Origin of the sequence: Rhizobium album, assembly GCF_003122325.1 — a bacterium.
GTDB classification, from domain to species: Bacteria; Pseudomonadota; Alphaproteobacteria; order Rhizobiales; family Rhizobiaceae; genus Metarhizobium; species Metarhizobium album.
In genome coordinates this window covers 264760-283168 of sequence record NZ_QFBC01000004.1, presented here as the reverse complement: position 1 = coordinate 283168, position 18409 = coordinate 264760, and the positions used below count along the sequence as shown (strand labels likewise).

At 64.4% G+C, this 18409-nt stretch carries 19 protein-coding genes; 10 read left to right on the top strand and 9 right to left on the bottom strand.

The window, feature by feature from the left end; genetic code table 11:
• The 5 genes from pyrF to dnaN form a co-directional block, all read right to left on the bottom strand.
• Positions 1-693 (bottom strand): orotidine-5'-phosphate decarboxylase, encoded by a 693-nt coding sequence (pyrF, locus tag DEM27_RS12075; protein WP_109458480.1) that lies wholly within the window; start codon positions 691-693, stop codon positions 1-3.
• Positions 680-1252: a histidine phosphatase family protein gene (locus DEM27_RS12070; RefSeq protein WP_245445799.1), complete on the bottom strand. Its 573-nt coding sequence runs from the start codon at positions 1250-1252 to the stop codon at positions 680-682. Before DEM27_RS12070 ends, pyrF begins: the two co-directional genes overlap by 14 nt.
• Before the next feature lie 11 nt (positions 1253-1263).
• Positions 1264-1902, bottom strand: a complete 639-nt coding sequence (gene pmtA, locus DEM27_RS12065; protein ID WP_109458479.1) for a phospholipid N-methyltransferase PmtA — start codon at positions 1900-1902, stop codon at positions 1264-1266.
• 104 nt (positions 1903-2006) lie between these two features.
• Positions 2007-2945 (bottom strand): DUF72 domain-containing protein, encoded by a 939-nt coding sequence (locus tag DEM27_RS12060; RefSeq protein WP_109458478.1) that lies wholly within the window; start codon positions 2943-2945, stop codon positions 2007-2009.
• 74 nt (positions 2946-3019) lie between these two features.
• Positions 3020-4138: a DNA polymerase III subunit beta gene (dnaN, locus tag DEM27_RS12055; protein ID WP_109458477.1), complete on the bottom strand. Its 1119-nt coding sequence runs from the start codon at positions 4136-4138 to the stop codon at positions 3020-3022.
• A gap of 251 nt (positions 4139-4389) precedes the next feature.
• On the opposite strand from dnaN, the gene rsmI reads away from it, so the two are divergent.
• The 9 genes from rsmI (at position 4390) to DEM27_RS12010 (ending at position 13371) form a co-directional block, all read left to right on the top strand.
• Positions 4390-5301 (top strand): 16S rRNA (cytidine(1402)-2'-O)-methyltransferase, encoded by a 912-nt coding sequence (gene rsmI, locus DEM27_RS12050; protein ID WP_109458476.1) that lies wholly within the window; start codon positions 4390-4392, stop codon positions 5299-5301.
• Positions 5291-5659: a YraN family protein gene (locus DEM27_RS12045; RefSeq protein ID WP_109458475.1), complete on the top strand. Its 369-nt coding sequence runs from the start codon at positions 5291-5293 to the stop codon at positions 5657-5659. Before rsmI ends, DEM27_RS12045 begins: the two co-directional genes overlap by 11 nt.
• Before the next feature lie 114 nt (positions 5660-5773).
• Positions 5774-7072: an extracellular solute-binding protein gene (locus tag DEM27_RS12040; RefSeq protein WP_109458474.1), complete on the top strand. Its 1299-nt coding sequence runs from the start codon at positions 5774-5776 to the stop codon at positions 7070-7072.
• 70 nt (positions 7073-7142) lie between these two features.
• The gene (locus DEM27_RS12035; RefSeq protein ID WP_109458473.1) at positions 7143-8024 is read left to right on the top strand and encodes an ABC transporter permease subunit; all 882 of its coding nucleotides are present in this window, start codon (positions 7143-7145) and stop codon (positions 8022-8024) included.
• 13 nt (positions 8025-8037) lie between these two features.
• Positions 8038-8880, top strand: coding sequence for a sn-glycerol-3-phosphate ABC transporter permease UgpE (gene ugpE / locus DEM27_RS12030; protein WP_109458472.1), 843 nt, complete (start codon positions 8038-8040; stop codon positions 8878-8880).
• A 12-nt stretch (positions 8881-8892) separates the two neighbouring features.
• Positions 8893-10014, top strand: coding sequence for a sn-glycerol-3-phosphate import ATP-binding protein UgpC (locus DEM27_RS12025; protein WP_109458471.1), 1122 nt, complete (start codon positions 8893-8895; stop codon positions 10012-10014).
• Positions 10015-10100: 86 nt separating this feature from the next.
• Positions 10101-10604, top strand: coding sequence for a cupin domain-containing protein (locus tag DEM27_RS12020; protein ID WP_109458470.1), 504 nt, complete (start codon positions 10101-10103; stop codon positions 10602-10604).
• A 108-nt stretch (positions 10605-10712) separates the two neighbouring features.
• Entirely contained in the window at positions 10713-11660 is a 948-nt protein-coding gene (gene gshB, locus DEM27_RS12015; protein WP_109458469.1) for a glutathione synthase, read from the top strand.
• Between the two features lie 178 nt (positions 11661-11838).
• Complete coding sequence (locus DEM27_RS12010; protein ID WP_109458468.1) at positions 11839-13371, top strand: YifB family Mg chelatase-like AAA ATPase; 1533 nt, start codon at positions 11839-11841, stop codon at positions 13369-13371.
• Positions 13372-13435: 64 nt separating this feature from the next.
• Here DEM27_RS12010 and cysK read toward each other — a convergent pair whose 3' ends face one another.
• The 4 genes from cysK to dut all read right to left on the bottom strand — a co-directional run bounded on the left by cysK (position 13436) and on the right by dut (position 16734).
• Positions 13436-14404, bottom strand: a complete 969-nt coding sequence (cysK, locus tag DEM27_RS12005) for a cysteine synthase A (RefSeq protein WP_109458467.1) — start codon at positions 14402-14404, stop codon at positions 13436-13438.
• A gap of 155 nt (positions 14405-14559) precedes the next feature.
• Entirely contained in the window at positions 14560-15177 is a 618-nt protein-coding gene (locus DEM27_RS12000; protein WP_109458466.1) for a LysE family translocator, read from the bottom strand.
• A gap of 193 nt (positions 15178-15370) precedes the next feature.
• Entirely contained in the window at positions 15371-16270 is a 900-nt protein-coding gene (locus DEM27_RS11995; protein WP_109458465.1) for a GNAT family N-acetyltransferase, read from the bottom strand.
• A complete protein-coding gene (gene dut, locus DEM27_RS11990; RefSeq protein WP_109458464.1) occupies positions 16270-16734 on the bottom strand; it encodes a dUTP diphosphatase in 465 nt (154 codons plus the stop codon). Before dut ends, DEM27_RS11995 begins: the two co-directional genes overlap by 1 nt.
• 84 nt (positions 16735-16818) lie before the next feature.
• Here dut and DEM27_RS11985 point away from each other — a divergent pair, with 84 nt between their 5' ends.
• Complete coding sequence (locus DEM27_RS11985) at positions 16819-18402, top strand: peptide chain release factor 3 (protein ID WP_109458463.1); 1584 nt, start codon at positions 16819-16821, stop codon at positions 18400-18402.
• Positions 18403-18409: the final 7 nt, after the last annotated feature.

The window sequence follows — 18409 nt, the reverse complement described above, 5'->3', positions numbered from 1 at the left end:
TTAGACTGCTGCCGTCATCTCGGCGAGGATGGCGCGGGCGGCGCCAAGCGGATCGGCGGCCTTGACGATCGGCCGGGCAACGACGAGATGGCTCGAACCGGCGCGGATGGCATCGGCCGGCGTCATCACCCGCTTCTGGTCGCCCTTCTCAGTGCCTGCGGGGCGGATGCCGGGCGTCACCAGGGCCATGTCCGGGCCGATCACGGCGCGCACCGCCTTCGCTTCTTCCGCCGAGCAGACGATGCCGCCCATGCCGGCCTGGCGCGCCTGTTCGGCGCGGCGCAAAACCAGCGTGTGCGGGTCGTATTCGTAGCCGGCATCGGTCAGGTCCTGCTCGTCCATCGAGGTCAGCACGGTGACGCCGAGCAGGCACAGGCCGGAGCCCCTGGCGGCCTGGACGGCGGCGCGCATCGCCTTGGGATAGGCATGCAATGTCAGCATCGACATGCCCATCCTGGCGATGTTCTCGACACCCGACGCGACGGTGTTGTCGATATCGAGCAGCTTCATGTCGAGGAAGACCTTCTTGCCGTCCCGGGCGATGTCGCGGGCGAACTCGAGCCCGCCGGCGAAAGCGAGCTGGTAGCCGATCTTGTAGAAGAGGATATCGTCGCCGAGCGTCGCCACCAGCCGTTCGGCTTCCTGAACGGTGGGCACGTCGAGGCCGACAATCAAACGGTCACGTGCGATCATCTGTTTGCCATCCCTGCCAGTTTTCCATGGGCGTCCAGTCGCACGAGACGCGCCGCGAGGCAAGGTCGAAGGCAAAAAGATTGCCGCCGCCCGCCGGCTGGTCGGCCTGACGGGCAATCGGCCGGCCGGACAGATGACATTTCAGCAGCGTGCCGACGCCGCCATGGCCGATGAAGGCGATGGGGCCGGCCGGATCGTGCTGGCGAAGAATGGTTTCGATGGCGGCAACGATGCGGGCCTGGGCGTCGCGCGCCCGCTCCCAGCCGCGAAAACTGTCATCGGGATGGGCGAAGAACAGGTCGGCGGCCGCCTCGAAGTCCGGCGGCGGCAGGAAGCCCGTGGCGGAGCGGTCGTTCTCGTGCATGCCGGCGACGACATCGACCGCGATGCCCACGCTCACCGCCAGGATGCCGGCCGTTTCGATCGCCTTGGTCTCGTCGCTGCTGACGATGCGTTTCAGGCCGCCCACCCATGACGCCTCGGCGGTCCGCCGTGTGCGCAAAACGCCGGTCTCGGATAATCCCCAGGCCGGTACCGGCACGTCGGGATCGATCCGCACCTACGGATGGGTCAGATACACCGCGTACATGATTTGCGCTGCGCCGCCTCGCCGCCGCGGCTGTAGGTCCAGATCTGCGCCGGGGGAATGTTGCGGACGATGAAGTCGAAATGTTTGATGTGGTAGCGGTCGGGCTGGGCGATGATCGGTGAAACCGGGCCATAGGAGAACTGCACCACCGGCCGGCCGGGCGGCATGCGGTCGAGCAGGTCTTCGAGCAGCGACACCCGCGTATGCATCGGGAAATTCAGGAGCGGAATGCCGGAGATGACGCAATCGAAGGTCTGGTCGCGCAAGCTCCCGAGCGTTTCCTTGAGGTCAAAGGCATCGCCATTGATGAAGGTGACGCCTTCATAGCTCTTCTTCAGGTGCTGGTAGAAATCGGTGGAATATTCGACCGAGACGAGCTTGTCCGCCGGCACGCCGCGCTCGAGGATCGCCTTGGTGATCACCCCCGTGCCGGGGCCGAGTTCCAGGACGGGCAGCCCGGAGCCGGTGTCGATGAGGCTCGCCATGCGCCGCGCCATGCGGCCGGAGGTCGGCATGATCGCGCCGACGGAACGGGGGCCGGTCATCCAGCCGCGGAAGAAGCGGATTTCATTGTCGAATTTCCGGCTTATGTGTTCCTTCACCTTCACGCGCAACGTCATGTTGTCCCTAACCAATCGTTCCGGTTCTTAACCTGTCGTTTAGATTGTTCGGATCTGCGGCAAAAACAAGTCGGAACATCGGCCCCGGTGGCAGGATCGTTAATTTATACACCGGCACGTCTGCCCATCCACGCCGGCGAGGCTGGATGCGCAACAGCCGGCACCAGATCGTCCAGCCGCTGCATCAGTGCCCGGGCATCGCGTGGTGCGCGTTGTTTCTTGTCGGTGTTGTCGAAATAGACGAAGACGTCGCGGGCCTTACCGTGAGGCGCGCTGTCCGGCAGCACATGCCTTTCCGGGTCGGGACAACCGCCATGCGCCCAGTCCCGCACGCGCCGCGCCCACTCGTCGAGCGCCTCGTCATCATAGCCGCTGACGTAAAGCTCGTCGGAACCGTGCAGACGGCAATAGACGAAGTCGGCGGTGACATCCATGAGCAGCGGCCAATCGACGGTATCGGCGACCACGAGCGCGATGTTGTGTCGCCGCAGCAGGTCGATGAAGGCCGGTGACCGGAAGCTGTCGTGACGAATCTCCACCGCATGCCGGATCGGCTGCGTCGCATCCGTCGTCAGCCAGGCGCGCGCCTTGACGTGATCGTCGTGGCGGCGGCCGAGCGCGGTGGCGGCATCCGCATCCTGCGGCAGCAGCTTGAAGAAGGCCTCGAAACGGTCGGCGTCAAACGCCATGCTCGGCGGAAACTGCCAGAGAACCGGGCCAAGCTTCGGCCCGAGCCGCAGCAGCCCGGACGCGAAGAAGTTGGCGAGCGGCGCCTCGATCTCCTCGAGCCGCAGCATATGGGTGATGTAGCGTGGCCCCTTCACCGCGAAGACAAAATCGTCCGGTGTTTCGTCGCGCCAGCGTTTGAAACTGTCCGGCCGTTGCAGCCCGTAAAAGGTGCCGTTGATCTCGATGGAGGGAAACTGCGTTGCCGCGTAGGCGAGTTCGTATTTCTGCAGCAGGCCCTCGGGATAGAACCGGCCACGCCAGGGCGCATAGGTCCATCCCGATATGCCGATGCGAACGATGCCCTGGCCGGCCATAAACGATCCTCCATCCGCGGGCACGATCGCCCACGCAACAGAACCGCAATGCCGCCGGCCGGGTTCCCCGCCGGCTACACGCGCATCGGCATCAGCACATAGAGGGCATCATCGCCGGCCGTGTCGCGGATCAGCGTCGGCGAACCGGCATCGGCGAGCAGGAAGACGGCGTCCGTGCCGGAAAGCTGCGCGGTGATGTCGAGCAGGTACTTGGCGTTGAAGCCGATTTCCATCGCGTCGCTCTCGTAGGAGACGGCGAGTTCGTCGGTGGCGCTGCCGGAATCGGGGTTGTTGACGGTGAGCAGCAGCTGCCCGTCGGTCAGCGCCAGCTTCACGGCGCGGCCACGCTCGGACGAGATGGTCGAGACGCGGTCGACGGCCTGGGCGAAGGTCTGGCAATCGACGCGCATTTCCTTGTCGTTGCCGGTTGGGATGACGCGCTGGTAATCGGGGAAGGTGCCGTCGATCAGCTTCGAGGTCATGACGATCGAACCGATCGACAGGCGGATCTTGGCGTCCGAAACCTCGATGGTGACGGTCGCCTCCGGATTGTCGACCAGCTTCTGCAACTCGCCGACCGTCTTGCGCGGAATGATGATGCCGGGCATGCCTTCCGAGCCGGACGGCGCCTTGATGTCGGCGCGTGCGAGGCGGTGGCCGTCGGTGGCGACGGCACGCAGCTTCAGGTCGCCCTGCGCTTCGATGGTGTGGAAGAAGATGCCGTTCAGGTAATAGCGCGTCTCTTCCGTCGAGATAGCGAACTGCGTGCGGTCGATCAGCATCTTCAGGTCGGAGGCGGTCAGCTTGAAGGTGTGGCTGAAGGTGCCGGCGGTGAGATCCGGGAAATCGGCTTCCGGCAGGCATTGCAGCGAAAATTTCGAGCGGCCCGACGCGATGGTCATCGTGCCGCCGTCGGGCGTGGTGGCGAGGAACACTTCGGCACCGTCGGGCAGCTTGCGGACGATGTCGTAGAGCAGGTGCGCCGGCACGGTGGTGGCGCCCGCCTGCTCGACATTGGCGGGGGTCTCTTCGGTGATTTCGAGGTCGAGGTCAGTCGCCTTCATGGCAAGCGCGGTGCCATCGGCGCGCAGCAGCACGTTCGACAGGATCGGGATCGTGTTGCGCCGTTCGACCACGCGGTGGACGTGGTTCAGCGATTTCAGGAGATTGGACCGCTCAAGAGTAATGCGCATGAGATGCTACCGCTTTCGACCAGTGCGTCCCGGCCGGGGCCGGTCGCACGCAGATGTATCCTCCGGCTGCAAGCCGGCTTATGTGGACGGGCAAAATGGCAGAGTTTTAGCCGCAAATGCAAGGGCCATGCAGCGCAGCATCGCCTCAAAACCGGCATTTGCACGCTGATCCACATGAGAAACCGCCTTGCCGCCGGCGCCGGCCTCCCGCATAAAGGCGCTTTACCGTATTGTGGACGAAAGAAAGACGCGTGGCAGACGATTCCGAGCAGCCGACCGATGCGGCCCGCAGCTACCGGCTGAACAATGTCGCCGTGCCGGCAAGGCCGATCGAGCCCGCGCTCTATCTCGTCGCCACGCCGATCGGCAATCTCGGTGACATCACGCTGCGGGCGCTCGAAACGCTGGCCGGCGCCGACGTGCTCGCCTGCGAGGATACGCGGGTGACGCGTGTGCTGCTCGATCGCTACGGCATCCGCAACAAGCCCTACGCCTATCACGAACACAATGCCGCCGAGGCGGGGCCGCGCCTGCTGGCGGCGCTCGGCGGCGGCCGTTCGGTGGCGCTGGTCTCGGATGCCGGCACGCCGCTGGTCTCCGATCCCGGCTACCGCCTGGCGCAGCTGGCGATCGAGGCCGGCCATCGCGTCGTGCCGATCCCCGGCGCTTCGGCGCCGCTGGCCGCCCTTGTCGGCTCCGGCCTGCCCAACGACGCCTTCCTGTTTGCCGGGTTTTTGCCGAGCAAGGACAAGGCGCGGCGGGATCGGCTTGCCGAACTTCTGGACGCCCCTGCAACCCTGATTTTTTTCGAATCGCCGCACCGCATCGGCGCCACGCTGGTTGCCGCCGCCGAGGTATTGGGCGGCGAGCGACCGGCTGCCGTCTGCCGCGAGCTCACCAAGACCTTCGAGGAGTTCAATCGCGGCACGCTGTCATCGCTTGCTGAAGACTACGCCGACAGGGCGGTGAAGGGCGAGATCGTGCTGGTCGTCGGCCCGCCGCTGCCGGCGGCTGCCCCAGAGGCGGCGGATGTCGATGCCTTGTTGATGTCGCTCGTCGCCGACCGGCCGGCCGGCAAGGCGGCGACGGAGGCCGCCCGGATCACCGGCCTGCCGCGCAAGGATCTCTACCAGCGCCTTCTGGACATGAAGGATGGACGCTGATCCTCTCGGCAAGAAACGGAAAAAGGCCGAACGCCGCGGCCGCGCGAGCGAATATGTCGCCGCGCTTTATCTTGTCCTGAAGGGATATCGCATCGTCGCGATGCGCTACCGCACCAGGGCAGGCGAGGTGGACATCATCGCCCGCCGCGGCGATATCGCCGTCTTCGTCGAGGTCAAGGCGCGGCGCGAGGAGGGGTTGGCCGTCGATGCCGTCGGTTTTGCCGCCCAGCAACGCATCCGCGCCGCCTCCGACATCTGGTTTTCCCGCCAGGCCGACGCCGCCTGCCTGTCGCAGCGCTACGATATCGTCGCCGTGCTGCCCGGCCGCTGGCCGCGCCATTTTCGCGATGCCTTCTGATGGCGCGATTGTGACGGCAAATGTAACTGAACTGACAAAAAAGCTTCAACCCGCCGTCACACGTCCTGACTATTGCGTCTCCTCACCCCAACCAATGGCGGAGAGGATTTTTCCATGATCAAGACCATCTCGATGGCTGCGCTCGCAGTCACCTTTACGGCCACGTCGTCGTTTGCCGCGACCAACATCACCTGGTGGCACGGCATGGGCGGCCGCAACGGCGAAGTGATCAACGAAGTCGCTCAGAAGTTCAACGCCGCCCAGACGGCCTGCGCCCTGACCCCGGTCTCCAAGGGCACCTACGAAGAGGCGCTCGCCGCCGGCATCGCCGCTTTCCGTTCGGGCGAGCAGCCGAACATCCTGCAGGTGTTCGACGCCGGCGCGGCGACGATCATCAACGCCAAGGGCGCCGTCATTCCGGCCGAAGACCTGATTATCAAGGCAGGCTACGCCTTCGACCGCGACGCCTTCATCGAAGGCGTGAAGTATTTCTACGCTGCCGCCGACGGCAAGTTCGTCGGCATGCCGTTCAATTCCTCGGCGCCGATCATGTACATCAACGACGAAGCCCTGAAGAAGGCCGGCGTCGAAGCGCCGAGCACCTGGGAAGAGTTCGAAGCCATCGCGCCGAAGCTCAAGGAAGCCGGCTACATCCCGCTCGTCCAGTCGCAGCTGACCTGGGAGTTCACCGAGAACTTCTTCTCGCGCAACAACATCCAGTTCGCCACCAACAACAACGGTTACGACAGCGTCGTCGACACCAAGATGCAGCTCACCAATCCGCAGCTGGTCATGATGTTCGACAAGCTCAAGGGCTGGGCCGACCAGGGTTACTTCGCTTATTACGGCGCCGGCTGGTCCGACAACCAGAAGCCGTTCGAAGAAAACAAGGTCGCCCTGTGGATCGGTTCGTCGGGTTCCTTCGGCGGCCTGCAGAAGACCGCCCAGATGCCGTTCTCGGCAACCTTCCTGCCGTACTGGGGTTCGATCCAGGGCGCCGGCACCAACACCTTCATCGGTGGTGCAGCCCTGTTCGCCATGGCTGGCAAGTCCGACGAGGAAAACAAGTGCGTCGCCGACTTCTTCCAGTTCCTGACCTCGCCTGATGTGCAGAAGTTCTACCACCAGGCCACCGGCTACGTCGCCATCACCAAGGCTGCCTACGAGCTTGCCAAGGCTGAAGGCTACTACAACGAGAAGCCGGCTGCCGAAGTCGGCATCAAGCAGCTGATGCTGCCGTCGGGCGAATGGTCGAAGGGTTACCGCCTCGGCTTCTACCCGCAGATCCGCGAAATCATGGAACGCGAATACGGCCGCATCTTCGCCGGTGAAACCACCCCGAAGGAAGCCTTCGAGACGATCGAAAAGGAAGGCAACGACCTTCTCGCCCGCTTCGCCAAGACGGCCGGCTGAATTCCGAACCTCTGAAATCAAGGGTTCCGGAGGCGTTTCGCTTCCGGAACCGTTTTTTGAAGGCCCGACCATGAAACGCGTGCAATTTTCGTCGCCTTACCTGCCCTATGTCTTCCTGGCGCCGCAACTCGCCGTGATCGTCATCTTTTTCTACTGGCCTTCGGTGCAGGCGATCCAGTCGTCCTTCTACCTGGAAGATCCCTTCGGTTTCGGCTCGACCTTCGTCGGCCTCAGCAACTACGCCGATGCCTTCGCCAGCGCCGAATATGGCAGGATCGCCCGCTTCACCGTGGTGTTCACCGGGCTCGTCACCTTCTTTTCGCTGTCGCTTGGCCTGTTGCTCGCCGTCAAGGCGGATGCGGTCATTCGCGGCAATGCCGCCTACAAGACGCTGCTGATATCCGTCTATACCATCGCCCCGCCGGTCGCCGGCCTGATCGGCATGATGTTCTTCGACCAGCATATCGGCCCCTTCGTCAAGATCGCCGCCTTCTTCGGCTGGGAGATGAAGGTCGGGCTCAACTATGTCGACACCGCCTTCGCCATGGTGGTGGTCGCGGTGTGGAAACAGATCCCCTATAATTTCATCTTCTTCCTGTCCGGGCTGCAGAGCGTGCCGGTCTCCGTGCGCGAGGCCGCTGCCATCGATTGTCGCTCCGGCTTCCGGCGCTTCTGGACGGTGGTGCTGCCGCTCTTGGCGCCGACCGCCTTCTTCCTCCTGGTCATCAACATCACCTATTCGCTGTTCGACACCTTCGGCATCATCGACGTCATGGTGAAGGACAAGGCCGCCAACAACCCGATCACGCTGGTCTACAAGGTCTACATGGACGGCTTCCGCGGCAACGATATCGGTGGCTCCTCGGCCCAGTCGGTCATCCTGATGGTCGTCGTTTTCGTGCTCACCATCCTGCAGTTCCGCTTCATCGAGCGGCGCGTGCATTACACCTGAGGGGAGCGCGGCCATGCATAAGACACGGTTTTTCGACCATCTGATCCTGATCTGCGGTGTTCTCTTCCTGATGACGCCGGTCGTCGTCGCCTTCATGACCTCGACGCATACGGCGGCGGAAATCCACAGCAAGGGCCTGATGCTCTCGCCCGGCGGCCATTTTGCCGAGACCTATACCACGGTGCTGACCCGCCAGGGCGGATTCACCGGCCAGGTCACCGGCGCCCGCATGGTGATGAACTCCTTCATCCTCGGCGTCGGTTTTGCCGCCGGCAAGATCATCCTGTCGATGCTCGCCGCCTATGCCATCGTCTATTTCCGCTTCCGCATGGCCAACCTCGCCTTCTGGATCATCTTCACGACGCTGCTCCTGCCGCTCGAAGTGCGTATCATGCCGTCCTACCAGGTGATGACCCAGCTTGGCCTGATCAACACCTATACCGGCCTGATCGTGCCGCTTCTGGCTTCGGCCACCGGCACCTTCTATTTCCGGCAGTTCTTCAAGTCGGTGCCGGACGAACTCCTGGAGGCGGCCCGCATCGACGGCGCCGGCCCTTTCAAGTTTTTCATCGACGTGCTGGTCCCGCTGTCGCGCACGATGATGGCGGCGATCTTCATCATCATGTTCGTCTACGGCTGGAACCAGTACCTCTGGCCGATGCTGATGACGACGGACGAAAGCTTCTTCACCCTGATGCGCGGCATCAAGTCCATCCTGCAGGTCTGGATCGGCTCGCAGATCCCCGACTACAACGAGGCCTTCGCGCTCGCCGTGCTCGCCATGCTGCCGCCGGTTCTGATCGTGGTGATCTTCCAGCGCTGGTTCATCAAGGGCCTCACCGAAAGCGACAAGTAAAGGAACGCGCCGATGGCGACGATCGACATCAACCAGGTCTCGAAGATCTATACCGGCGGCGTGACCGCTGTCCGCTCGGTGGACATCAACATCGCCGATGGCGAGTTCATCGTGCTCGTCGGGCCGTCCGGTTGCGGCAAGTCGACCCTGCTGCGCATGGTCGCCGGGCTGGAGGTGATTTCGCAAGGCGCGGTGCGCATCGGCGACCGTGTCGTCAACGATGTCGATCCCGCTGATCGCGATATTGCCATGGTGTTCCAGAACTATGCGCTCTATCCGCATATGACGGTCTATGAAAACCTTGCCTATGGCCTGAAGAACCGCGGCACGCCGAAGGCGGAGATTGCCGAGCGTGTCGCCGAGGCTGCGCGCATGCTGCAGCTCGAACCCTATCTGGAGCGCCGTCCGCGGGCGCTTTCCGGCGGCCAGCGCCAGCGTGTGGCGATGGGTCGCGCCATTGTGCGCAAGCCGGCCGCCTTCCTTTTCGACGAACCGCTGTCGAACCTCGACGCCAAGCTGCGCGTTTCGATGCGCGGCGAGATCAAGCGCCTGCAGCGCCGCCTCGGCACCACCTCGATCTACGTCACCCACGACCAGTTGGAAGCGATGACGCTGGCCGACCGCCTCGTGGTGCTGAACGGCGGCCAGATTGAGCAGATCGGTGCGCCGCTCGAGGTCTATCACACCCCGGCCTCCACCTTCGTCGCCAGCTTCATCGGCTCTCCGGCCATGAACCTGGTGAAGGGCGACCTGCATGGCGACCGGCTGGCGATCGGACCGGCAATGTTCGAGCTTGGCGGTTATGCCCCCGCCTCGGGACCATTGACGGTCGGCCTGCGCGCCGAAGACCTGCGGATCGCCCGCGAGGGGGAGGTGTCGTTTGCCTTGCGGGTCGATTACGTCGAGGAACTGGGGTCGCAGCGTCTCGTGCACGGCACGCTGGGCGATCAGCCACTGACCGCCGCCCTGCCGCCGGAAACCGCACTGGGTGACGCGATCAACCTGGCGATCCCCCCCGACCGGCTGCATTTCTTCGCCAATGAGACCGGCAAACGTATCGGGAATGGCCTGCCCGCACCGACGACGCCAGCCGCCGAAAGGCTTGGCGCAGGACGTCTCGTCGCACATCGTTAAAATGCAACCGACCGTCTGAACCGACTTCTTACGACTCCCCGCTAGGCTGATCGATGCGGATTGTTTGATACCGGGGGTGGGGAAGAATGGTGATGAAGGTGATGCTGGCGACCGCCGTGGCCATGGCGGTGCGGACGCTGCCGATATCGGCGTTGACGGGGGCCAGCCGGCCACTGGTTTCGGCGCCCGTCGACGAAATGGAAATGAAACCTTCCCCGATCGAGCCGTCCTGGATCATCGAGGGCGAACCGCAGGCCCGCAGCGCCGAACATTCCCGGAGCGCCGACGAGGCGGCGATGACGGCGCTTTGGGATTGTACCGCCGGCACCTTCCGCTGGTATTTCCATTGGGACGAGACGGTCGTGATCCTGGAAGGCGAAGTGCATGTCACCGCCGAAGACGGTTCGGTGCGCCTGCTTCGCGCCGGCGACATCGGCTATTTCAGCGGCCGCACCTGGGCGACCTGGCGCGTCGATGAGTATGTCAAGAAGATCGCCTTCGTGCGCAAGCCCTTCCCGGGGCCGGTCGCGGCGGCCTACCGGCTGTCCAATTTCCTGCGCGCCAGGAAGCCGAAAGGTTTCGCCGGCTGATCTGTTGGGCAGCCTGCGGCGGGAAGTTTGCATCCGCCGCAGGCGTCGCCCCGTTGCGTTCATGCCCGGCCTATCCTAGATAAAGCCGGCATCGAACGGGAGCAGCCCATGGCGACGATCAAGAATGTTGCGGTCCAGATGGACCATGTATCCGGCATCAGCATAGCCGGCGATTCCACCTTTGCCATGAGCCTCGAGGCGCAGGCGCGCGGCTACAAGCTGTTCCACTATACGCCCGACCGGCTCAGCCTGCGCGACGGCAAGGTCTATGCCAGCGTCGAGCCGATGGTGCTGCGCGACGTCAAGGGCGACCATGTCGAGCTCGGTCCGGCCGAGCGGGTCGATCTTTCGACCATGGACGTGGTGCTGCTGCGCCAGGACCCGCCCTTCGACATGGCTTACATCACCTCGACCCATCTGCTGGAGCGCATCCATCCGAAGACGCTGGTGGTCAACGATCCGGCCTGGGTGCGCAATTCGCCGGAAAAGATCTTCGTCACCGAATTCGCCGACCTGATGCCCAAGACGCTGATCACCCGCGATGTCGGCGAGATCGCCCGTTTCCGGGCGGAGATGGGCGACATCATCATCAAGCCGCTTTACGGAAACGGCGGCGCCGGCGTTTTCCATTCCTCGCGCGACGACCGCAATTTTGCCTCGCTGCTCGAAATGTTCGGCCAGATGTTCCGCGAACCCTTCATCGCCCAGCAGTACCTGCCGGCGGTGCGCAAGGGCGACAAGCGCATCCTGCTGGTGGACGGCAAGCCCGCCGGCGCCATCAACCGCGTGCCGGCCGAGCATGACAGCCGCTCCAACATGCATGTCGGCGGCCGCGCCGAGGCAACGGAACTGACGTCGCGCGAACTGGAGATCTGCGAACGCATCGGCCCGGCGCTCCGAGCCCGTGGTTTCCTGCTGGTCGGCATCGACGTCATCGGCGACTACATGACCGAAATCAACGTCACCTCGCCCACCGGCATTCGCGAAGTGAAGAAGTTCGGCGGCGCCGATATCGCCAGCCTGCTCTGGGACGCGATCGAGAGCAAACGGGCATAATCGCCGTCGTTTCATCCGCTTTGTTCCGCCCCTGCAACCTCTCGCAACCTGAATGCGCGAGGAGCGGGAAATTGTTCTTCTGATGTTCTTGTTTTATTCCATCTTCCATGCCAGATTGTACCGGCAGGCCCGCTAAAGCTGTAAAACCGGGCCTTGCAGTTGCACAAGGGGCGGAAACATGGTGGCGCGCGTCAGTACGGTTGCATTCCAGGGCATAGAAGGTGTTCCCGTCGACGTGCAGGTCATGCTGGCGCCCGGCAAGATCGGTATGCAGATCGTCGGCCTGCCGGACAAGGCGGTGGCCGAAAGCCGCGAGCGGGTCCAGGCGGCGCTGCATGCCTCCGGCCTTGCCCTGCCGCCCAAACGGGTCACCGTCAACCTGGCGCCCGCCGACCTTCCCAAGGAGGGCTCGCATTTCGACCTGCCGATCGCGCTCGGGCTGATGGCGGCGTTGGGCGCTATCCCTGGCGATACGCTGCAGGGATTTGTCGTCATCGGTGAACTCAATCTCGACGGCACGCTGGCGGCGGTTGCCGGTGCCCTGCCGGCCGCGATTGCCGCCAATGCGGTCGGCAAGGGCCTGATCTGCCCGAGCGAGAGCGGTGCCGAGGCGGCCTGGGCCGGTGCCGGCATCGAACTTCTGGCGCCACGCAGCCTGATTGCGCTTGCCAACCATTTCCGCGGCACGCAGGTGCTGTCGCGGCCGGAACCTGCAGTTCGCGCCAATGCCGCCAACCTGCCCGATCTTGCCGACATCAAGGGCCAGGAAAGCGCCAAGCGGGCGCTGGAGGTGGCTGCCGCCGGCGGCCATAACCTGCTGATGGTCGGGCCGCCCGGCTCCGGCAAGTCGATGCTCGCGGCGCGCCTGCCGTCGATCCTACCGCCGCTGTCGGCGCCGGAACTGCTCGAAGTGTCGATGATCCATTCGATCGCCGGCCAGTTGCCCGGCGGCAAGCTCTCCGACCGGCGGCCCTATCGCGCGCCGCACCATTCGGCCACCATGGCGGCGCTGATCGGCGGCGGCTCGCGCGCCAGGCCCGGCGAGGCCTCGCTCGCCCATCACGGCGTGCTGTTTCTCGACGAGTTTCCGGAATTTTCTCCGCAGGTTCTAGATGCGCTGCGCCAGCCGCTCGAAACCGCCGAATGTTTCATCGCCCGTGCCAACCACCGGGTTTCTTATCCGGCCGGTTTCCAGCTGGTGGCGGCGATGAACCCGTGCCGTTGCGGCATGGCGGGCGAACCCGGCCATAGTTGCGCCCGCGGGCCGCGCTGCATGAGCGACTATCAGGCGCGCATTTCCGGGCCGCTGATGGATCGCATCGATATCCGCATCGATGTGCCTGCGGTGGCCGCCACCGACCTTCTCCGGCCGATGGCGGCGGAGCAGAGCAGCACGGTGGCGGCCCGCGTCGCCCGTGCCCGGGAGATGCAGCGGGAGCGCTTCCTCGCGGCCGGCGCCGGTTCGGTTTCCACCAATGCCCGCTGCTCCACGGCGCTGATCGAGATTCTGGCCGAGCCGGATGCCGGCGGGCTGCAGTTGCTGCGCGATGCGGCGGAGAAGCTGAAGTTTTCCGCCCGCGGTTATCACCGGGTGTTGAAGGTGGCGCGAACGCTGGCGGATCTCGATGGCAAGGAGGTTATCGGCCGCATCCACCTGGCCGAGGCCATTTCTTATCGCATCGCCGGCGAGCGACTATCGGCGGCGGCTTGATGCGTGGGATGACAATGCCGGCGGAAGGGCGCGGTAACGCCATGCCGCCGGGAGATATTTTGGATCAGCCGCCCAGGCCTTCGAAAAGCGCTGTCGAAAGATAACGCTCGGCGAAGGAGGGGATAATGACGACGATGGTCTTGCCGGCATTTTCTTCGCGCTGGCCGATGACTGTTGCCGCCGCAAGGGCCGCGCCGGAGGAAATGCCGACCGGCACGCCTTCGAGCCGGGCGACAAGCCGGGCATTTTCGAAGGCTTCGTCATTGGTCACCTTGACGATCTCGTCGTAGATCGTCGTGTCGAGGACTTTTGGCGCAAAACCGGCGCCGATGCCCTGGATCTTGTGCGGGCCGGGATTGCCGCCGGAAAGAACCGGGCTGTCGGCCGGCTCGACGGCGACGACCTTGACCGAGGGCTTTTTCGTCTTCAGCACCTGGCCGGCGCCGGTGATCGTGCCGCCGGTGCCGATGCCGGAAACGAGGAAGTCGACCGAACCGTCGGTGTCGTTCCAGATTTCTTCCGCCGTGGTCTTGCGGTGGATCTCCGGATTGGCCGGGTTCTCGAATTGTTGCGGGATGACTGCGTCCGGATCGGCGGCAGCCAGTTCTTCCGCCTTGGCAATCGCGCCCTTCATGCCCTTCGGGCCTTCGGTCAGCACCAGTTCGGCGCCGAGCAGGGCCAGCATCTTGCGGCGCTCGACCGACATGGTTTCCGGCATGGTCAGGATCAGCCGGTAGCCCTTGGCGGCGGCGGCGAAAGCCAGCGCGATGCCGGTATTGCCCGAAGTCGGCTCGATCAGCGTCGTCTTGCCGGGCGTGATCTTGCCCTGGGCTTCCAGCGATTCGATCATCGCCACGCCGATGCGGTCCTTCACGGAGGCGATCGGGTTGAAGAATTCCAGCTTGGCGAGAAGATTGGCCCTGATGCCTTTCTCCTTGGCAAACTTGTCCAGCCGCACGATCGGCGTATCGCCGATGGTTTCGGTGATCGAGGCGTAGATCCGGCCGCGGCCGGGCTTGCGAGGTTCAGACATGGTTTTCTCCCTGTTCGTCATGGTTGGCGGCAAAGTAGGATCAATTCCGCCGCTCCGCCAGAGCCTTGCTGTCGCAAGCGGCATGCAGCGCAAGGAAAATGGCCGGGAGAGGGGACTGGACGCCGGTTCGCATCGCCTCCGCCGACATTTCGGCATCAGGCGGCGCGGGCGGCGATGAAGGTCGCCGTGCCCGCAAGGATCGCAGCCGCCATGCGGTTGAGCACCTGCAGGCCGCGCGGCCGCTTCAGCAGCGCACGAGCGCGAGAAGCGAGCGCCATATAGGGAAGCAGCACGACCAGCAGCACGGAGAAGGTGGCGGCCAGCAGCACGGCATAGTCCTGCAGGCCGATGCTGCGGATATCGATCAGCGTCGGAGCCAGGGCGACATAGAACAGCATGGTTTTTGGATTGCCGAGCGCGATCAGCAGGCCGGAGAGAAGGGCGAGCGCCGGATTGCTGGAGCGCCTGGCGGCGATGTCCTGCGGCAGAAGCCCGGCGGTCCAGAGTTTCCAGGCGATGTAGACGAGGTAGAGCGCACCGGCAAACTTGATGACGATGAAAGCCTCGGTGAAGGTCTGGGCAACGAAGGCCAGGCCGAGAATGACGGCCGTCAGATACACCATGTCGCCGAGGATCATGCCGAGGCCCATGAAGAAGGTTTCCCTGAAGCCCGAACCCAGCGCCCGGGCGACAAGCGCGGTGACGCCGGGGCCGGGGATGACGGCGGCGATAAACAGCGCGACGCAATAGGCAAACAGGGCAGTCAGGGTCATTTCATATCTCCGGAATCCAGGCTTTCAGCGCAGCCGAAGCCTTGCAAAATGCAAGGCCCGACACTGCAGGGCGGGTCGCGGCGGACAATGGCGAATCGTTGTCGATTCGTGCAAGCGGTTATTTTGGCACCCGTCCCCGTCCAACCGCCGGAGGCAGCGGGCCGCTTCGCAGGAACGTGGAAGCTCCGGCCGCTCAGAACTCCGCCATGGGCGACAGGCAGAACGGCTCGGCCGGGATGAGGTCCGGCGCGCAACGCATCATGAACACCAGGCCACCCTCGTCCTTCTCCGCCGTCGCCTGCCAGGCGAGCCGGTCCGGCGGAACATGCGCTGTGACGCTGGCCGGCCTTTGCCCGAGGGCTGCCAGGATCGCGGCAAGCGGCGGGATGGCAGGCGCGGCGATGTCGAGCAGTTCGAACCGGCCGTCCTCTGCCGTCCGCCAGGCGACGACCGCGGAAAAATCGTCCATGAAGGACAGGCGGACATCCTCGACCAGATAGGCATTGAGCAGGAACATCAACGACTGGTCGGTTACAGCGAAACGGTTGGAAACCGGTGTCCGGCTCGCCAGCGCCGTGCGGATAACGGCAAGATCCGCCGGTTGGCGAATATCCAGCCGCCGGGCTGTCGCATCCATATCCGCCGCTGCCGGCGCCGGGCCGGAAAAGCGAAATTGCGGCACGGTGACGAAACCGTATGGCAGGTAGAGGCCCGGCTTGTCGGTGTAGAGCACGATCGCTTCGTACCCCGCTTCCTCGCAGCGCTGCAGCGTGATGCGGGTCAGCTCGCGGAACAGGCCGCGGCCGCGATAGTCCGGCCGCACCGCGCCGGATTGCAGGCCGGCTGCCTCGACCCTGCGGCCCTCGATCATCAGCGGCATCGCGAATGCGCTGAAATTGGCGACGCAACGGCCATCGGCATCGAACCAGGCCGACGGCATGTTGCTGCGGTCATGGCCGCCCAGCCTGTCGAGCGGGCTGATATCGACGCCGAACACATCCCGCAACAGGTCGGAAATTGCCCGCCAGCCGGCCGGATCGTCAAAATAGTCCTGGCGGAAAATCAGGTCCTGCGTGGCGAGGGGCTTGTCCATTACACGCCCGTCGAGCCGAAGCCGCCGGCGCCGCGGGCAGTTTCGCTCGCTTGCGTGGCCTCGACGATGCGGGCCTGCACCACCGGGGTGATCAGCATCTGGGCGATACGCATGCCGCGGGTCACCGCAAAATCCTCGTCGCCATGGTTGATCAGCAGCACCTTGACCTCGCCGCGATAATCGCTGTCGACGGTGCCCGGCGTGTTGAGGCAGGTAATGCCGTGCTTGAAGGCAAGCCCGGAGCGCGGCCGCACCTGGCCCTCGAAACCGTCGGCGATCTCGAAGATGAAGCCGGTCGGCACCAGTGCCCGGCGGCCCGGCGCAATCACCAGCGGCTCGTTTTCGCCAACCGCCGCCTTCAGGTCCATGCCGGCGGCGCCGCGCGTCTCGTAGGCGGGCAGTTCCACGCCCTCGCCATGCGGCAGGCGGATGAGGCGGAGGGTGGGGCCGAGAACGTCTTGCATCTGCACTTCCTTTGTTTGCTGTCGGTCAATTGCATATTGGGGAACGAAACGCTAGATAACCGGCCAACGAACAGGATTTCTGACATGGCCGAAACTCTCGCCGAGGCGGTTTCCCGCCGCCGCACCTTTGCGATTATCGCGCACCCGGATGCCGGGAAGACGACGCTCACCGAAAAACTGCTGTTGTTCGGCGGCGCCATCCAGCTCGCCGGCGAAGTCAAGGCGAAGAAGGACCGCATGCAGACGCGCTCCGACTGGATGAAGATCGAGCGCGAACGCGGCATTTCGGTCGTCACCTCGGTCATGACCTTCGAATATGACGGCAACGTCTTCAACATCCTCGACACGCCCGGTCACGAAGACTTCGCCGACGACACCTACCGCACGCTGACGGCGGTGGATGCCGCCGTCATGGTGATCGACGCCGCCAAGGGTATCGAGCCGCGGACGCTGAAACTGTTCGAAGTCTGCCGCATGCGCGACATCCCGATCATCACCTTCGTCAACAAGATGGACCGTGAAAGCCGCGACACGTTCGAGATCCTCGACGAGGTCGAGGAAAAGCTGGCGCTGGACACCGCGCCGATAACCTGGCCGGTCGGGCGTTCGAAGAGCTTCTGCGGTTCCTACAATCTCGCCAACAATACGTTCCGCGGTTCGGACACGCAGGTCGAGCCGCAGAAGGTCAACGGCCCGCAAAGCGTAGCCGATCACCTGCCGGAAAACGAGCGCGCGGCGCTGGTCGAGGAACTGGAGCTGGCCCGCGAGGCCTGCCGGCCCTTCGATCGCCAGGCTTTCCTCGAAGGCCACATGACGCCGGTGTTCTTCGGTTCGGCGCTGCGCAATTTCGGCGTGCGCGACCTGATCAACGCGCTCGGCGATTTTGCGCCGCCGCCGCGCGACCAGGTGGCCGACATCCGCACGGTGCATGCCGCCGAGGACAAGATGACCGCCTTCGTCTTCAAGATCCAGGCGAACATGGACCCGAACCACCGCGACCGCATCGCCTTTGCCCGCGTCTGCTCCGGCAAGCTGGAGCGCGGCATGAAGGCGCGTCTGGCGCGCACCGGCAAGCAGATGGGCCTGACGGCGCCGCAATTCTTCTTCGCCTCGCAGCGGCAGCTGGCCGATACGGCCTATGCCGGCGACGTGGTGGGCATTCCCAACCACGGCACGTTGCGCATCGGCGATACGCTGACCGAAGGCGAATCGCTGGTTTTCCAGGGCGTGCCGAACTTTTCGCCGGAAATCCTGCGCCGCGTGCGGCTGGAGGACGCGATGAAGGCGAAGAAGCTCAAGGAGGCGCTGCAGCAGATGGCCGAAGAGGGTGTCGTGCAGCTGTTTTCGCCGGAAGACGGCTCGCCGGCCATCGTCGGCGTCGTCGGCGCCCTGCAGCTCGACGTGCTCAAGGAGCGGCTGATGGCCGAATACGGCCTGCCGGTCTCCTTCGAGATGTCGCGCTTCTCCGTCTGCCGCTGGATTTCCGCGGATCAACCGGCGGAACTGGAAAAATTCGTCACCCAGCGGCGCGGCGACATTGCCCGCGATCTCGACGGCGATCCGGTCTTCCTGGCGCAGGATGCGTTTTCGCTGCGCTACGAGGCGGAGCGTTATCCGGCGATCCGCATGGTGGCGATCAAGGAATATCACGTCGTCAAGGCGGCGTAACGGAGGG

Coding starts and splice junctions, on each gene's coding strand:
- pyrF (WP_109458480.1), bottom strand. CDS start 693: ATGATCGCACGTGACCGTTTGATTGTCGGCCTCGACGTGCCCACCGTT.
- pmtA (WP_109458479.1), bottom strand. CDS start 1,902: ATGACGTTGCGCGTGAAGGTGAAGGAACACATAAGCCGGAAATTCGAC.
- DEM27_RS12060 (WP_109458478.1), bottom strand. CDS start 2,945: ATGGCCGGCCAGGGCATCGTTCGCATCGGCATATCGGGATGGACCTAT.
- dnaN (WP_109458477.1), bottom strand. CDS start 4,138: ATGCGCATTACTCTTGAGCGGTCCAATCTCCTGAAATCGCTGAACCAC.
- DEM27_RS12045 (WP_109458475.1), top strand. CDS start 5,291: ATGGACGCTGATCCTCTCGGCAAGAAACGGAAAAAGGCCGAACGCCGC.
- DEM27_RS12040 (WP_109458474.1), top strand. CDS start 5,774: ATGATCAAGACCATCTCGATGGCTGCGCTCGCAGTCACCTTTACGGCC.
- DEM27_RS12035 (WP_109458473.1), top strand. CDS start 7,143: ATGAAACGCGTGCAATTTTCGTCGCCTTACCTGCCCTATGTCTTCCTG.
- ugpE (WP_109458472.1), top strand. CDS start 8,038: ATGCATAAGACACGGTTTTTCGACCATCTGATCCTGATCTGCGGTGTT.
- DEM27_RS12025 (WP_109458471.1), top strand. CDS start 8,893: ATGGCGACGATCGACATCAACCAGGTCTCGAAGATCTATACCGGCGGC.
- DEM27_RS12020 (WP_109458470.1), top strand. CDS start 10,101: ATGGTGATGAAGGTGATGCTGGCGACCGCCGTGGCCATGGCGGTGCGG.
- gshB (WP_109458469.1), top strand. CDS start 10,713: ATGGCGACGATCAAGAATGTTGCGGTCCAGATGGACCATGTATCCGGC.
- DEM27_RS12010 (WP_109458468.1), top strand. CDS start 11,839: ATGGTGGCGCGCGTCAGTACGGTTGCATTCCAGGGCATAGAAGGTGTT.
- cysK (WP_109458467.1), bottom strand. CDS start 14,404: ATGTCTGAACCTCGCAAGCCCGGCCGCGGCCGGATCTACGCCTCGATC.
- DEM27_RS12000 (WP_109458466.1), bottom strand. CDS start 15,177: ATGACCCTGACTGCCCTGTTTGCCTATTGCGTCGCGCTGTTTATCGCC.
- DEM27_RS11995 (WP_109458465.1), bottom strand. CDS start 16,270: ATGGACAAGCCCCTCGCCACGCAGGACCTGATTTTCCGCCAGGACTAT.
- dut (WP_109458464.1), bottom strand. CDS start 16,734: ATGCAAGACGTTCTCGGCCCCACCCTCCGCCTCATCCGCCTGCCGCAT.
- DEM27_RS11985 (WP_109458463.1), top strand. CDS start 16,819: ATGGCCGAAACTCTCGCCGAGGCGGTTTCCCGCCGCCGCACCTTTGCG.